Below are 15,226 nucleotides of genomic sequence, written 5' to 3' on the forward strand. Positions count from 1 at the left end.
AGTATTTCGAAATAGGCAATAAGACGGATGTCTTCTCAGGAATTTGGCTGAAATAAGCAGGCCAAAGGGTGAACTCGACCACGGGTGTAGCAAGTTCTCGAAGGCGATCGCCTATGGCCATTCAAGGCGCGATCGCCCTAGGCAAGCCCCAACAGCTGACTGAGCCAAAACGCCAGCGCCGCGCTGCCCAGAGGCACGGTCAGATTATCGATTCCCAGGCTCGAAAAGGCCTCTAGCACCGTAGCCACCAGGGCCACCCCCAGGGCGATGCCCCAAACAGGCCCCTGCCAGCCATAGGCGCTCAGCAAGATAGCGCCGCTGACCGCAAAGCTGACCAAGGCCATGGTGAAGGAGCCCTCAAAGCTTTTTTTGATGCCGCCGAGCTCGTACTTGCGGCGGCCAAAGCGCTGGCCGATCAGGCCGGCCAAGCCGTCGCCCCAGGCCATCACCAAAATGCCAAGGGCTGCGAAGTAGGGCATTTGCAGCGGCCAAAACCAGGCCACCAGCGCGCCAATGCTGACGGCATAGAAGAAGGTGCCGAGGCTTTTGCGGCCGACGCTGTCGATGCCGGGCAAAAAAGGGATTTTGTAGGACAACAGGGCGACGATGGCTGCCAGGACGCCAGCGGAAATGCCAATCCAGGCCGGGATTTGCAGCCACCAGGCCAGCAAAATTACGTTGCCCGTCCCAATATGAACAACTTTGCGAGCAATTTCGGTATTGCCTTGGGTGATGCGGTGAGCGACGGTGGCCAGGGCACCAATGAGGCCGAGCCAGAGCGCCACGAGCACAATTTGAACTATCAGGTTTGAGAGATCCACCGATCGATTGGTCCCATGGGCGACAGGATGCTGCGGCGACCGAGACAGCCTACGACAGTGCAGTCTTGCAGACTCTCACAAACTCGGCACAGCAAACATTTCAAGTAGAATACAGCGATTTTTGAGGCCCGCGATCGCCCCTCGAATATTTCTCGCGGGGAAGGGAGCGATCGCCCTTGGTGATGACTGGAGATCGTCTCTGTCAGGGTGCCGAGGTTAGCATCAGCAATGTTTTGTATACTGAGCTTCAATATGATTGAAATTACTTTTTTACATGACTACTTCTCTGCCCTCAGTCGAATTTTTTGAAGGGATTTCAGAAGAAATTTCAAACGTTAGTCTGCGCCGCAATCGCAACACAGGCGCGCGTTCAGTGCTGCTAAGTTTTGAGAAATTGCGCTGCATTGAGCGCTTTAATAGCTATCGCAAACGCTTTTCAAATGCACTGCTGCTCACGGACAGCGAGGGTCAAATTACGGTCGAGCCATCCTCGGTGCAGTTCATTTTTGGCGGGCCGGAAGGGGACGACCTCGAGCGCGTGGACTGCAAGTTTGAGATCGAGCGGGAGGAGCACTGGGAGCGCTTTCGGAGATTTATGGACCGCTATGCAGAGGCCAACGGAATGGCGTACGGTGAACCCAATCGCGAAAATTCTCAGGATTGAGTCAAGAAGCCATGAAGGTAGCAGTAACGGGCGCAACAGGATTTGTGGGAAGCCGCTTGGTGCAGCGGCTGGCCGGTGAGGGTCACTCGGTGGTGGTGCTGAGCCGCAACGCCGCTAAAGCAAGTCGCGTTTTTCCCAAGACGGCCTTCCCGACGGTGGAGGTGGTGGCCTACGGCGGGACGGAGCCGGGGCCGTGGCAGGGGGCGATCGCAGGCTGTGATGGCGTGGTGCACCTGGCCGGTGAGCCGATCGCGGAGCAGCGCTGGACCCCCGAGCACAAGAAGGTCTTGCTAGAGAGCCGCCAGCTGGGCACGCGCCGCATCGTAGAGGCGATCGCCCAAAGCAACCCCAAGCCCGCCGTCCTCGTCAATGCCTCCGCCATCGGCTACTACGGCACCAGCGAGACAGCCACCTTCGAAGAGAGCAGCCCGCCGGGTCAAGACTTCTTGGCGGAGATCTGCCAGGCCTGGGAAGGCGAAGCCCAGGGCGTGAAGGAAAGCGGCACGCGGCTGGTCATTCTGCGGTTGGGCATTGTCCTGGGCCGAGAGGGCGGGGCGCTGGCTAAGATGCTGACGCCCTTCCAGATCTTCGCAGGTGGGCCGCTGGGCACGGGCCAGCAGTGGTTCTCGTGGATTCATCGCGAGGATCTGGTAAACCTGATTCTGCGATCGCTCACCGACACCAGCATGAGCGGCGTCTACAACGCCACCGCCCCCAATCCTGTGCGGATGCAGGGCTTCTGTCAGGCCCTGGGCGAAGTGATGGGGCGTCCCTCGTGGCTGCCGGTGCCGGGCTTTGTGCTGGAGCTGCTGCTGGGTGACGGCGCCAAGGTCGTCCTCGAAGGTCAGCAGGTCCTGCCCAAGCGCACCGAGGCATCAGGGTTTGTGTTTCAGTACCCGACGGTGAAACCCGCTTTGCAAAACATCCTCAAAGGCGGGTAGCGATCGCCCCCAGCCCCGCCGCAGGGCAACCCTGCGTGCCCGAAGCCATTCCTTCTCTAGACGTGGTATCAATGGGCTGGAGACTGACGAGAAGTCCACGGAGTCGAGCTATGGAAGAAGACAGAAGACCCTACGAAGAGCCCTACGAAGACCCCGAGCGACAGCGGGAAGAGCTGCGCCTGCGGGAAGAAGAGTGGCGCATGTCCGTTGCTTTTCGAGAAGCGCGGGTCAACCGGGCGGTGAGCGTCATTTACTACACCGTTGGAGCGCTGCTGATCTTGCTGCTGCTGCGGTTCTTGCTGCGGCTGTTTGGCGCTAACCCAGAAAATACCTTCGCTCAGGTGATCTACGGTCTGTCAGAGCCTTTTGCCGCTCCGTTCTCGACCCTCTTTATCAGTCCAGCCTCCAGCAGCGGCCCGATTTTTGATGTCAATCTGCTGGTGGCCATGCCGGTCTATGCGCTGTTGGCGTGGCTGGTGGGACAGCTGGTGCGCCTGATTTGGAGCAAGAGCGCCTAGGGCCGAGCTCTGAGCCAGCGGTTTCTTTCCGGACACAGCTTCTATGCCAAAGGAGGCGATCGCCCTTGGGTGCGATCGCCTCCTTTGTTTGGCCGTTTTTGTTGGGCCGTTGTTGTCCTATCTCCGGACGCCTAGCGCCCTTAGCGCACCAAGGCCCCAGTATCCACTGCCAAAATCCGGCTCAGGGCCAGGTAGCAGCGCAGCAGCTCTTCGCGATCGCGATCGCCCTCTACCTCGTCCTGGGAGCAGCCTTCCAGGACGGCCCTCTCCAGGGCCGGTCCCACAATGCCCTGGAAAAAGACCTCTTGGGCGCGATCGAGGCTGATCCCCAGGTGCAGGTGAGCCCCTAGGCGAATCAGGCGCTCGATTTGCTGCACTTCGCTCTCGGCCGTCGCGGGCGCAAAGTCCTGCATCAGGTGCCACAGCGCCCGCAAGATCAGCTGCTCTAGGGTCACTCTGGCGCTGGGAATATTCAGTCGGCAGTGGAGATGCTCCGCTTCTTGGGCGATCGCCTCCAGCTCCGCCAGATGGACCGATCCCGGCGGCTGGGCCGTCACACTGGGATCGTTCATGTCCTGCTCTAGGGACTTCAGGGCCGTCAGCGCCCGATGGCTCAGAGCCACCTCCGCCGCCACCTGAAGCTCTTGGGGCACCTCCAGGCCATCGCGATGGAAGGCCATCAGCACCCCGTAGTTGTCCCGGTAGACCTGGGTGTAGAGCTGGTCGAGCCGCGTCAGGGTCTCCTGACTCAGCAGGCGCATGATCCGGTGGCGCTCCTCCGCAAACAGGTCATGGAGGCTAAAGAACTTGCCGTTGAACAAGCGGTTCATCGCCAAGATGCTGTGGGCCGCGCTGGCGTGCTTCAGCGCCTCGAACAGCTCATCACGCAGTTGCGTATAGGGTCGCCGACCGCTGAAGGGCTGAATGCAGCAGTGGAAATCCCAGCCGCCCAAATGGAGCACCGCAAAGACAAAGTCCCCGGTTTCCCAGGTGATCGACGAGACTAGCTGCACCTGCCCCACCACCAGGGACAGCGACCCGATGCGCTGGAGCTGGTAGTCCATTTGGTGGGCAGTGTAGCAGTAGACCTGCTGCTCCGGCGCGTAGGTCGTAAACAGGGAGGTGATGGCGTAGTGGGCCGCGACCTGCTCCAGGCTGACCTGGGCTGGCAGGACCAGCTGTCGGTACACCTCGCCCCCGTGCTTGAACAGGTCCACGTTGCTGGGAGCCTGGGACAGGCGCTTGACGAACTTCTTCTCGAGCTGGATGCCCGAGACGTCCCCGGCTAGCTCCATGGCGCGGGTGGCGTAGCGCAGGATCTGCGTTCCTTCGGGCCGCGAAATTTCTTCAAAGAACCAGCCGCAACTGGTGTACATCAGCAGGGTGTGCCGCTGCATCTCCAGCAGCCGCAGGACGTCGATTTGCTCGGCGGCCGTCAGGCGGCGGGTGCGGTGGCGGGCCAAAAAGCGATGAATATTGGCGGGACTGCGATCGCGAATGATCTGGATATAGTCATTCCGGGCAGCCCAGGGGTCGATCAGGTAGCGGCTGGCCACCGAGGTGTACACCTCGATCAGCTGATCCCGCAGCCAGTCGAGGGCCTGACGCAGCGGCCGCCGCCACTGTTGGTTCCACAGGCCGCCCCCGCCGCAGCCGCAGTCGTCCTGCCAGCGATCGACGCCATGGGAGCAGCTCCAGGCCGTCACGGGCTTCAGCTCGGCCTCCCACAGCGGCGGGTGAATGCTCAGGTAGTGGGCGAAGTTGGTGACCGTCCAGCCCCGCTGCTCAAACTCCTGAGTGAAGGCGTAGGCCAGACACTTCTCGGTGCCGCCCCGGTGGTGGCCAAAGGTTTCGCCGTCGGTGGCCACGGCGATCAGCTGGGCCGGACGGTGATCCCCGCGCACCGCCATGCCCAGCCGCCCCGCGAAGCTGTGGGAACTGGCCAAGGCGTCGCTAAAGCCCATGTCCCGCGAGATCGGGCCGTCGTAGAAGAACACGTCAATGTAGTCTTTTTGGCGATCGCCCCCCGGCACATAGCAGCGGTAGGGCCGCGTGGGATCGATCTGGCCGCCGCCCACCTCGTGCCACTCTGGGTCGGGGTCGTCTGCCGTGGGCAAGGGGCGGCAGCGCTGGACCTGGGACGGCGCCAGAATGATAAAGCGAATCCCCTCCGCCACCAGGGCCTTGAGCGTGGGGCCGTCCACCGCGGTTTCTGCCAGCCACATGCCCTCGGGATCGCGCCCAAAGCGAGACCGAAAGTCGGCCTTGCCCCAGACAATCTGGGTGCGCTTGTCCCGCTCATTGGCCAGGGGCAAAATGATGTGGTTGTACACCTGGGCGATCGCGTTGCCGTGGCCATTCAGGCGATCGCAGCTCTTGCGGTCCGCCTCCAAAATCCGCTGATACACCTCCACGTCATAGCGCTCTAGCCATGACATCAGCGTTGGCCCGATATTGAAGCTCAAATATTCAAAATTATTGACGATCCCCAGCAGCTCCCCTTGGGCGCTGAGCACGCGGGCAAAGGCGTTGGGCCGATAGCACTCGTGGTGAATGCGCTCATTCCAGTCGTGGAAAGGCGCTGCGCTCGGCTGGCGCTCAATGGCGTCGAGATAGGGATTTTCGCGGGGGGGCTGATAAAAGTGGCCGTGAATCGTGACGTAGACCCCCTGGGCCACAGGCACTACGGGCTGCTCAATCTCCACCGTTGAGCCCAGGGCCGCCTCGGATCGCAAATCCGACTCAGGACTGGGAGAGTCTGAAGCGGGATGGGGATGATAGGAAGTCATGCAAATAAATCACTAAAAGGACAAAAGGACAGCCCCAGACACAAAACGCGAGAGCACTGCGATCGCGCGCCGAGCGCAGACCAGCGGCTCACCCATCCACCCCTCTACGGGCATTTCTGAAACTGTCCACGGGCAAAAAATTCCTGAGTGCTCCTCAAAGGCCGCTAGCAGAATGACCGCCCCTTTCTGGGCCAGGGCAGCCTCGCCAACAGCAGAACTCCGAAATGCTAGGAACACTATTGGTTAAAGTAGCGGAGTCAAAAGTATTCGAAAATCCGCATAAAGACTTAGATTGTCCATGCTGATACAAATTCGATTTCTCTAGCAGTCGATGGAGCGGTAGGGCAGCTTCGGCAAAGCTACCGGTGCCAGATTGCGATCGCCCAACGCCATACCCATCAGAGTCTTGAGCCATTAGCAGGCGATCGCCCACTTACGCCTTTAGCCCTTTCTTATTCAAGCTTTTTGACTCAATGATTCTCAAAACTTGTCGACTTTCGTAATAGAAATTTGAGAATTCATAGAAAATTTTCACGAAAATTTGCGGGGATCAACGTCAATTGACTTGACATGAATTCCATCCTTTGTCCCGTGGAGAAGTGAGTCGCTTTTTTCGACTATCTGCCTCGCCTTCGCGCTGATCGCTCGCACCAAGAAGCATCTCCCCCTTCTAGCAAAGGCGATCGCTCCCCAATGCAGACACCTTTTGCCCCCTCAACCCAAGATGATGGACGTGAGGCGTTTGGCTGATTAAGCTAACGTTGACGGCGCAAGGTCTCACTAACGCCTCCTGACCAAGGACAATCACTATCTCTATGTCAGTCAAAAATCTGATTTTCTTCGGCTTATTACTATTCGTCCCCGTCTCGATCGCCGCGCACTTCTTAGAATGGGGCCCGCTCGTGGTCTTCATCACCGCTGGACTCGCCATCTTGCCCCTAGCAGGCTGGATGGGCACAGCGACAGAAGAGCTCGCCGTGGTCGTCGGCCCCACCCTCGGCGGTCTGCTCAATGCCACCTTTGGCAACGCTACCGAACTGATCATCGCCCTCATCGCCCTCAACGCTGGCCTGATCGACGTGGTCAAAGCCAGCATCACCGGCTCCATCATCGGCAACCTGCTGTTGGTGATGGGCCTAGCCATGCTGCTGGGCGGGATCCGCTTCAAGGAACAAGAATTTCAGTCCATTGTGGCCCGGGTCAACGCTTCGTCCATGAACCTGGCCGTCATCGCGATCCTGCTGCCCACAGCGGTACAGTTCACCTCCGCCGGGATCGAAGAGAAGACCCTGCAAAACCTCTCTCTAGCAGTTGCCGTCATTTTGATCCTGGTTTACATGCTGACGCTGCTGTTTTCCATGAAGACCCACTCCTATCTCTATGACGTCGGCGTGGCCGAAATCGTGGGCGAGAGCGAGGACACCGCCGAACCGATCAAAGCGGAAGAAATCAGCGAGCATAAGCCCAATACTTTGTTGTGGAGCAGCGTTTTGCTGGGAGCGACGCTGCTCGTGGCGATCGAGTCTGAGCTGCTGGTGGAGTCCCTGGAGGTGGCCACCGAGAGCCTGGGCCTGACGCCCCTTTTCACCGGTGTGATCCTGCTGCCGATCATTGGCAACGCCGCTGAGCACGCCACGGCCGTCACGGTGGCGATGAAAAACAAGATGGACCTTTCGCTGTCTGTGGCGGTGGGCTCCAGTATGCAGATTGCCCTGTTTGTCGCGCCGGTGTTGGTGATTGCGGGCTGGTTCATGGGTCAGCCCATGGACCTAGACTTCAATCCCTTTGAGCTGGTGGCGGTGGCAGTGGCGGTCCTGATTGCCAACTCCATCAGCTCCGACGGCAAGTCCAACTGGCTCGAGGGAACGCTGTTGCTGGCGGCCTACGCGGTCTTGGGCGTCGCGTTCTACTTCCACCCGGTGATCTGAGGCTCAAGGAGCATCGGAAGCATTTTCAAAGCGCGATGGCGCGATCGCTCCTCCAGAAGCGATCGCGCTTTGGTTTGTACAGGATCTCCCTCAAGAGCCCTGTATAAAGGGAAGAGATGCGATCGCCTGCACGCTCCCTAGGAAGCCATGATATCCACACTGCGAAACGGCCTCAACTTGATCCAAGCTCGGCTATCGCGGCAGATCACGGCCTGGGTGTTCCTCAGCATCCTGATCATTGAAATCATTATTTTTATTCCCTCCTACTACCGGCGCGAGCAGGAGCTCTTTGCCAATCTGGAGATGATGTCTAGTGAGGTGACAGCGCTGCTGGTGCCCCAGCGTCTCACGCCTGAGGCCCTCGATCGCTTCCGCAATCCTGATCTCAAGGCTGGCTCTATCGTTCTGGGCGGCACGCTTTACGATTTGGACGGCACCTTGATTGGGGCTTTTGGTGAAGCGCCAGCGCTGACGTTTCGGGAGCTGGGCGATCGCCCGCTGGCTCGGTACCACAGCGACGACCAGAAGCGCTACGACGTCGCGCGATCGCCCGAGCAGCTCAGTCGCCCCTACGTGCTCGTCATCCGCCACGACGCAAGCTGGGTCCGCAAGGAGCTGTCTGGCTTCAAGCAGCGCATCGCCGGGTTGATTATTTTGATTTGCCTGTTTGTGACGGCAGTGCTGATGTGGGTGCTCAGTTTCACGGTCATTTTGCCGGTGGTGCGCCTGCGCCAAGATCTCATGGCCGCAGGCGACAGCATTGCTCAAGCCCACATCATGCCCCGCTTTTACAGCCTTTCGCTGCGCCGCCAAGACGAGGTCACCGACGTCGCCAAGGCCTTTCAGGCGATGTTTGGCCGGGTGCAGCAGGAAATCCGCGATCGCCGCCAAGCCGAGCAGGCCCTGCGATCCGAGCAAGAAAAAGCCGATCGCCTCCTGCTGAATATCCTGCCCCAGCCGATCGCCGAAAAGCTCAAGCACAACCAGCAGGCGATCGCCGATCGCTTCGAGCAAGTCACCATCCTCTTTGCCGACATCGTCGACTTCACCACCCTGTCCTCGCGAATCTCGCCCATTGAGCTCGTGGACCTGCTCAACCGGATTTTCTCGACCTTCGATCAGCTCGCCGAGCACCACGGCCTCGAAAAAATCAAAACCATCGGGGACGCCTACATGGTCGTCGGCGGCCTGCCCATGCCCCAGGCCAACCACGCCGAGGCGATCGCCGATATGGCCCTCGCCATGCAAAGCGCGATCGCCCACTTCTATACCGACCTCGGCGAACCCTTTCGGCTGCGCATCGGCATCAGCACCGGCCCCGTCGTCTCCGGCGTCATCGGCCTGAAAAAATTCATCTACGATCTGTGGGGCGACACTGTCAACGTCGCCAGTCGCATGGAATCCCAGGGCGAAATTGGCCGCATCCAGGTCACAGAAGCTGTCTATCAGCAGCTGCGCGATCGCTACCACTTCGAGAAGCGCGGCACCATCGACATCAAAGGCCGCGGCCAAATGACCACCTACTGGCTCATCAGCCGCAAAGCCTCCGAGCAAGCCGCTTGACCCTTTTCTTGGCCAAAGACACCCTGCAAAAACCCCTCCTCTTGCGCTAATCAGCCCAGGAGGAGGGGTTTGCCAGCCTAGGGTCCGCGCGCCCAAGCACGCAGCGTCGCCCCATCGGCTCTAGCGGTGGGAATGCTTCTCCAGCAGCGCCTTCGCCCGCGGACGATAGATCAGATAAAACAGCGCCTCCAGGTAGCGCAGCATATCCTCCCGCTTTTCCTTAGACGTGTAGTTCCAGAAGCCGTAGATCTTCGCCAAAGAGAGCAGCCGCGTCGTGTGGATCCGCCACGTATAGGTGCTGTAGACCCGATCCATGCCGCGCTTCGAAATCTCCTCCCAAGCCCGCGGATCTTGGTCACACTTGGACACGAAATCCAGAATCTTCTGGGCCATTTCCTTCAAATGCGTCGGGTTGATATAGAAACCATTCACCCGATCTTGAATAATCTCAAGCGGTCCCCCAAAGCGCGTCGCAAAGGTCGGCACCCCCGAAATCATCGCCTCCAGAATCGTCAAACCAAAGGCTTCAAACAGCGCCGGCTGCACAAAGATTCCTTGGCGATCGGCGATCACCCGGTAGATCTCCCCCGAGTCGCCCTTGGGCAAGCGCACCCCCAGCCAGCGAATTTTTCCGTGCAGATTGTACTGATCGATCAGCCCGTAGAGCTTCTCAATCTCGCTGATCTCCTCGGGATCGGTGGACTCCTCCCGCCGCAGCTTGCCCGCCACCAAAATGAGGTTGCAGCGCTCTTGCAGCTCCGGGCTGCGCCCAAAGCACTCCGCCAGACCGGTCAGATTCTTGATGCGATCGAGGCGCGCCATCGAAAAGAGCGGCCGCTTGCTCGGGTCATCCAGCTTGCCAAAGATGTGCTCCGGCTCCTCCGCCGTAAACAACAGATCCTCGATGCGCTCGCGATTCGCAGGCACTCGGTCTTCGGTCCGCGAGTAGGGGAAATACACCGATTCATTGACCCCCGGCGGCACCACATTAAATTTCGGGCTAAACAGCTCAATGCCATTGACCACGTGATAGAGATCTGGCATCGAGAAACAAGCATAGGACTCGTACTGCCCCACACTGTCCGGCGTCCCGACAATTTCTTGATAGGTGCTGCTAATAATAAAATTCGCCGCGTTCATGGCGATCAGGTCCGCCGTGAACTGGATCGAGAAATGGTACTGCTCGTCGAGCTCTTGCCAGTAAAGATTGCTAAAGAGGTATTTGGACTTCTCGAGGGCGTGGGCAATGTTGCACTGGGTGACCTGGAGGCGGCGCGACAGCAAAAAGGCGACCAAGTTGCCGTCGGAGTAGTTACCCACGATCAGATCCGGCTTACCCTGGAACTCCGCCAATAGCTCGCGCTCGGAGTCGATGACGTAGGTTTCGAGGTAGGGCCAGATCTCAAAGCGCGAGATCCAGTGGTTGGTGACATTGGGGTTGAACTCGCGGAAGGGGACGCGCAGGATCCAGGCGTTGTCGGTGCCGTGGACTTTTTCGAGGCGCTGGTTGCACAGGGTGCCGTCCGCGTTGGGAATCAGGCGGGTCAGGATGACAACTTTGGGATGGACTTTGAGGACGTCAAGACCAGCCAAGATTAGGTCTTCCTGGAGCTGCTTTTCGAGGCTGCGGGCCTGGTCTAGGACGTAGACGACTTGACCGCCGGTATCGGGCCGCCCGAGGACCCCCTCTTGGCCAAACCAGCCGTGGGGCGACACCAGCACGATCCGGAAGATCATGGGGATGCGCGAGATGAAGGCGTCGAGGGAGCGATCGTCGGGGGAGTCGATGAGGGCGTCAAGGATTTCGAGGGTTTCCCGGACGCGGCTGGCAGTGTTGCCCCATCCGGGCTCGAAGCCCAGGGTCTGGAGATCAAAGCGAAACTCTGCGTAGGGCTGCTCGGGGGGCAGCTCGTTGACGAAGTTAAGGGCCTGCTTGATCTGATCGGAGAGCTGGCGCTGGCTCTTGATCCGGCCGTTGATCAGGAGCTGGGTGCCGTCGTAGGAGTGCAGGTTCAAGAACTCGTAGAGAGCTTCGAGCCACTGGGCGGGGTCCTGGAAGAGTTTGCTGGAGAGGAAGCGGTTGAGGAAGGCGACGCCTTTGCCGATGTTTTTGGGATCGCGCAGGGTGGGGGAGTAGTCGTAAAAGGGCTGAAAGTCGATTTCGAGGACGTCGCCTTCGTTGGGGTGGAAGTGGTTGACGAAGCGATCGCGCACATCCAAGAGCTCCTGCACAGACATGGGCTCGATAGCGAGATCGTCAAAGAGGCGGTAGGTCTCTTGATGAGCGATGTTGGGACGGACAATGATGCAGAGGCTTTCGTCTTCGAGAATGATTTCTTGGGTGTAGGAGATCAGTCGACCGAGGGACGAGGAGGACTGGAAGGAGGCAGGTTTGTCGTTTTGGCTGCAGTAGCGCCCGAATGCGCCCAAAATGTCGTTGCGAAGCAGATAGCGCTGCTCTTCCCCCCGGAGTTCGCTGACAAACTGCCGAAGATCCGATTTTTCCTCACTGTTGAGGACGGCTTGAATCAATGCGGACATAGTGTCTTCCTTCGTAGAACCAACAAGAGATGGGGCAAAGCAGGTAGGTTGCTGAAGCGTTGAGGTGCGATCGCCTAGCCGCCGCTTCTAGGGGAAAGCTTTTGGGGCGAGGGCGGAGACAACTCACAAGAAAAGCCAGCACAAAGTGGCGCTCAGGGCTTTGCTGAAGCTGCAATGGTTTTCTGCCGCTGCTGGGGACCGTCAGGATTCAGAGCGGTATCTAACAGCAGCGGCACCGGGAGAGAGCTCACGAAATATTTGGCCGACGCGAAAACCCTCTGGCGATGTGCGCGCAGCCCTACTGCTAGGGAGTTTGTAGCGTAAATAAAGCGGATGGCACCTCTGCCAGAAGTCTAAACTACGGCCCCGCGAAGTTTCGCGGCAAGCTTTAATGTCTTCGTGAAATCTGGGGGAAATGGGATTAATTTTTGGGCAAGCAGCGATCGCGCCTTTTCTCCCAACTTCGCAGAATCAGCCCCAAAACGCCAAAAGGAGCGATCGCCCACGGTGATCGGCGATCGCTCCCTATCAATCTTTCAAATTTGGCAATAGAGGCGATTGCGCTTTAGCGATCGCTCCCATTCAGCAGCCCCAGAACCAAGCTATCTTTGGCCAGGAAGTGGCCGATATGGTACGCCCGCTCCTCTGTTTTGAGCAGGATCTTTTCGTAGAGATAGCGCGTGGCGCGATCGCCCAGGCTCTCCGCCTGACCCGCCTGCTGACGAATCAAAGAAATGATTGCCTGCTCAGCAGCTAGGTCATTTTCGAGCATCTGCCGACACTGATAGATGCCGTCCGGCTCCGGCGTAAAGCAGCACAGCTCCGCCAGCTTCGCAAAACTCGCCGCAGGCACGCCGCCGAGGCCATTGAGGCGCTCGCCAATCTCATGGACGTGCTCCTGGACCTCGTCGTAGCTCTCCGAAAAGAACTCGTGGAGCGAGTAGAACTCCGCCCCCTCCACCACGAAATGGTGCTTTTGATATTGCAAATACAGCGCTTGGAAGCTCGCTAAGGCGGCATTGAGCCCCTCACAGACCGGCACCGTCACACTTTTTTCTAGCAGGATAGGGTTATCCGTCACCGCTCCGTAGGCTTGCACCAAACTTTGCGTACTCGACATTTCCATCCGTCTCCTGTGCGAAACGTTCTTAATCAACGTCGATACAGCGTCATGGATTCCTCATCCATCAGCCTTGCTCTGGGCGTGACGCGCGCCGCGATTTTGGCTCAGCTTTTCGCGAGGAATGTAGCAAAACTCAGAAAGTGAAGCCTTAATCTACAAAGCTTCTACCCCCTAGCTTAAAAGAGATTCTGAGAAGCTACCGAATCATTATTCTATCGGCTGATGAAATTTAATAGATAAAATTTGCAATTGCTTTACAAAGACCATTGGGCGGCAATGCCTCTGAGGATGCCGCGGGGCGATCGCCCGCAACCGCTCTCCTAGAGCGCGATCGCCCACTCGCCAAATCAAGATCACCCCCGCGATCGTGCCACAACCCTGGTTGACAGTTGAGAATAATTTGCATTTATAATCACAGGTAATTGCTAGCCTTTAGCAAAGTTGAAAGGCTTTAAGCAGTGCTTGCCAGCCCAAGCAACAGCAGCAGCGCCAAAACCACCGTTTCGGAGCAACAGCATGAATCCCCACAATCCTCAACAAGATCTCGAAACCGGCAACATCGTCAACGTCGACTGGGAGATCCGCTGGCAAGTTTATTACCGTCTGCGCGATTTGGGCATTTCCTGCTGCTGCCTCCCCAATCAGCCTTTGCGCGTTTGGATCAACGGCCCCACCGAGGCTGTCCAGCTCGAAAGCGTCGTTCGGCAAATGACGACACCGCGCTCCTCCCTAGCTCAGTGGCTAGAGCGCTGCTGGTCCACTGAGTCATAGCGGTCGCTCGGCACAGGTCTTTTCGGGCGCTGCCCTCATTTTTCTTCCAGAGCTGCTGCAAAACTATTGATACTGATCGTCAGTAGCTCAGCACCCTTGAGATCTTTTAGAAACCCATAGAAATTTGGTAAATTTCTCGAGCGCTCCCTTCATTCCCGAAACTCGCTGAGCGGCAGTGCACTGCCCCGGTTTGGGTACATCCAAAGGGCTGATGACGAACTGACTTTTGAGCGGGAGAGCGCCTAGATAGATGGGGGGGTGTAGGTCGGCTCTAGGTAAATCGCGTGAACGTTGGGGCCAAAGTCAAGGCGATCGCCCGCTTTCAGCTCCCAAGACTCTTGTTTGTGGCCATTCACCAAAATGCCGTTGGTGCTGCGCTTGCCCTCCAGGGTGCCGTCCACAACTTGATAGGCGTAGCTGCCATCGGGCTGAGGCAGACAGACCAAAGTGCCATGGACCCGCGAGACAAATTGGGAATGGATGCGAATCGTGCAGCGCGGGTCGCGACCTACGGTACAGAGGTTTTCTGTGAGGGGGATTTCTCGCTGACCTAGCTCGTCTTCGAGCAGCAGGGCCGGGCGGTAGCGGACCGCAGGCGTAGGCTCGGGGCTACTTTTTTCTACCTCTGGCTTTGTGGGCTCTGGGACAGCTTCAGCGTTCTCGTCTTCGTAGTATCCCCGGCCATACCAAGCTGGGTTGGTGGTGGGCAGCTTGCGATCGTCAATGCCGCCGGCCTTGTCGATGGCGCGGCTGCGGGCATAGCGAATGGCCTGATCGTCGGGACTGAGGACCAGCGCCTGATCGTAGCTGGCGATCGCCTCTGAATAGTGCGCCATCTCCACCAGGACATTGCCCCGATTTTGCCAAGTTGCCGCAAAGCCCGGATTGATTTCGATCGCTTGGTTGTAGCTTTCTAGAGCTGCTTGAAAATGGTTGAGCCCATAAAAGAGAGCGTTGCCGCGGTGGTGCCACGCCAGGTAGTAAGACGGCAAGCTGGCGATCGCGCGCTCATAGCTCGAAATGGCCGCCTCATAATCGCCCAAGCCATACTGCAGCGCGTCACCTCGACTGCTCAGAATGCTGCACGCTATCTCCCGCGCAGGCTCAAGCTCCAGGGCCCGGTTATAGCTGGCGATCGCCTCTGGGTAGCGACACAGGTTTTCTAGGACCAGCCCTCGCTCGTACCAAATCTCGTAATAGTCTGCACAGAGGCCCAGCACGCAATCGTAGCTTGCCAGCGCTTTTTCGTAGGCATTTGCAGCGGCATAGGCTAGGCCCTGACGAAAGATCAGCAACGCGTTGCCTGTCAGTGTGTGTTGACCGGTATCTAGCACAGCGTCAATATCCAAGCATCTGCTAGGGGTACAGTTGGCCAAAGTGCCTGCGAGACGATGCCACTCTTTAGGAGACATTACGTAAATTTTAACCTTTGCACCATGAAGGCAGATTAAAGCAAGAAATGTTCTTCAGCAAAACCACACAAACTTCATGGGCTGATGTCAGCTTTAGCAGGACATCTAGAGGGCGATCGCAATTTTTAAATTTTTCTGACAAAAACTGAAAAGAT

General features: G+C 58.2%; 11 protein-coding genes. 6 read left to right on the plus strand and 5 right to left on the minus strand.

The genetic code is table 11. The features are described 5' to 3' along the window. Nucleotides 1-137: 137 nt before the first annotated feature. On the minus strand, nt 138-821 hold the full coding sequence (locus tag GEI7407_RS13485; RefSeq protein ID WP_015172745.1) for a diacylglycerol/polyprenol kinase family protein: 684 nt from the start codon (nt 819-821) through the stop codon (nt 138-140). Nucleotides 822-1,095: 274 nt separating this feature from the next. On the opposite strand from GEI7407_RS13485, the gene psb28 reads away from it, so the two are divergent. The 3 genes from psb28 to GEI7407_RS13500 all read left to right on the plus strand — a co-directional run bounded on the left by psb28 (nt 1,096) and on the right by GEI7407_RS13500 (nt 2,944). Continuing rightward, nucleotides 1,096-1,485, plus strand: coding sequence for a photosystem II reaction center protein Psb28 (psb28, locus tag GEI7407_RS13490; RefSeq protein WP_015172746.1), 390 nt, complete (start codon nt 1,096-1,098; stop codon nt 1,483-1,485). 11 nt (nt 1,486-1,496) lie between these two features. Continuing rightward, on the plus strand, nt 1,497-2,426 hold the full coding sequence (locus GEI7407_RS13495) for a TIGR01777 family oxidoreductase (RefSeq protein ID WP_015172747.1): 930 nt from the start codon (nt 1,497-1,499) through the stop codon (nt 2,424-2,426). A gap of 110 nt (nt 2,427-2,536) precedes the next feature. After that, nucleotides 2,537-2,944, plus strand: a complete 408-nt coding sequence (locus GEI7407_RS13500; protein ID WP_015172748.1) for a YggT family protein — start codon at nt 2,537-2,539, stop codon at nt 2,942-2,944. Nucleotides 2,945-3,084: 140 nt separating this feature from the next. On the opposite strand, the gene GEI7407_RS13505 is transcribed toward GEI7407_RS13500, so the two are convergent. Further along, nucleotides 3,085-5,733, minus strand: coding sequence for a DUF3536 domain-containing protein (locus tag GEI7407_RS13505; RefSeq protein ID WP_015172749.1), 2,649 nt, complete (start codon nt 5,731-5,733; stop codon nt 3,085-3,087). Nucleotides 5,734-6,548: 815 nt separating this feature from the next. On the opposite strand from GEI7407_RS13505, the gene cax reads away from it, so the two are divergent. Further along, a complete protein-coding gene (cax, locus tag GEI7407_RS13510) occupies nt 6,549-7,661 on the plus strand; it encodes a calcium/proton exchanger (protein ID WP_015172750.1) in 1,113 nt (370 codons plus the stop codon). Nucleotides 7,662-7,808: 147 nt separating this feature from the next. After that, nucleotides 7,809-9,224 (plus strand): adenylate/guanylate cyclase domain-containing protein, encoded by a 1,416-nt coding sequence (locus GEI7407_RS13515; RefSeq protein WP_015172751.1) that lies wholly within the window; start codon nt 7,809-7,811, stop codon nt 9,222-9,224. Nucleotides 9,225-9,344: 120 nt separating this feature from the next. Here GEI7407_RS13515 and GEI7407_RS13520 read toward each other — a convergent pair whose 3' ends face one another. Together GEI7407_RS13520 and GEI7407_RS13525 are read right to left on the minus strand one after the other, a co-directional pair. Beyond that, a complete protein-coding gene (locus tag GEI7407_RS13520; protein ID WP_015172752.1) occupies nt 9,345-11,765 on the minus strand; it encodes a sucrose synthase in 2,421 nt (806 codons plus the stop codon). 565 nt (nt 11,766-12,330) lie between these two features. Continuing rightward, nucleotides 12,331-12,885: a Dps family protein gene (locus GEI7407_RS13525; RefSeq protein ID WP_015172753.1), complete on the minus strand. Its 555-nt coding sequence runs from the start codon at nt 12,883-12,885 to the stop codon at nt 12,331-12,333. A gap of 519 nt (nt 12,886-13,404) precedes the next feature. On the opposite strand from GEI7407_RS13525, the gene GEI7407_RS13530 reads away from it, so the two are divergent. After that, nucleotides 13,405-13,659 (plus strand): Asr1405/Asl0597 family protein, encoded by a 255-nt coding sequence (locus GEI7407_RS13530; protein WP_015172754.1) that lies wholly within the window; start codon nt 13,405-13,407, stop codon nt 13,657-13,659. Between the two features lie 242 nt (nt 13,660-13,901). Here GEI7407_RS13530 and GEI7407_RS19660 read toward each other — a convergent pair whose 3' ends face one another. Next, nucleotides 13,902-14,954, minus strand: coding sequence for a tetratricopeptide repeat protein (locus GEI7407_RS19660; protein WP_051030773.1), 1,053 nt, complete (start codon nt 14,952-14,954; stop codon nt 13,902-13,904). Nucleotides 14,955-15,226: the final 272 nt, after the last annotated feature.

The sequence above is a fragment of the Geitlerinema sp. PCC 7407 genome (assembly GCF_000317045.1).
In the GTDB taxonomy this organism is placed as follows: Bacteria; Cyanobacteriota; Cyanobacteriia; order PCC-7407; family PCC-7407; genus PCC-7407.

What these genes read in the sequence shown, in the direction of transcription:
- GEI7407_RS13505 (WP_015172749.1), bottom strand. Translation starts at nt 5,733, where the DNA reads ATGACTTCCTATCATCCCCATCCCGCTTCAGACTCTCCCAGTCCTGAG.
- GEI7407_RS13500 (WP_015172748.1), top strand. Translation starts at nt 2,537, where the DNA reads ATGGAAGAAGACAGAAGACCCTACGAAGAGCCCTACGAAGACCCCGAG.
- GEI7407_RS13520 (WP_015172752.1), bottom strand. Translation starts at nt 11,765, where the DNA reads ATGTCCGCATTGATTCAAGCCGTCCTCAACAGTGAGGAAAAATCGGAT.
- GEI7407_RS13495 (WP_015172747.1), top strand. Translation starts at nt 1,497, where the DNA reads ATGAAGGTAGCAGTAACGGGCGCAACAGGATTTGTGGGAAGCCGCTTG.
- cax (WP_015172750.1), top strand. Translation starts at nt 6,549, where the DNA reads ATGTCAGTCAAAAATCTGATTTTCTTCGGCTTATTACTATTCGTCCCC.
- psb28 (WP_015172746.1), top strand. Translation starts at nt 1,096, where the DNA reads ATGACTACTTCTCTGCCCTCAGTCGAATTTTTTGAAGGGATTTCAGAA.
- GEI7407_RS13515 (WP_015172751.1), top strand. Translation starts at nt 7,809, where the DNA reads ATGATATCCACACTGCGAAACGGCCTCAACTTGATCCAAGCTCGGCTA.
- GEI7407_RS13530 (WP_015172754.1), top strand. Translation starts at nt 13,405, where the DNA reads ATGAATCCCCACAATCCTCAACAAGATCTCGAAACCGGCAACATCGTC.
- GEI7407_RS13525 (WP_015172753.1), bottom strand. Translation starts at nt 12,885, where the DNA reads ATGTCGAGTACGCAAAGTTTGGTGCAAGCCTACGGAGCGGTGACGGAT.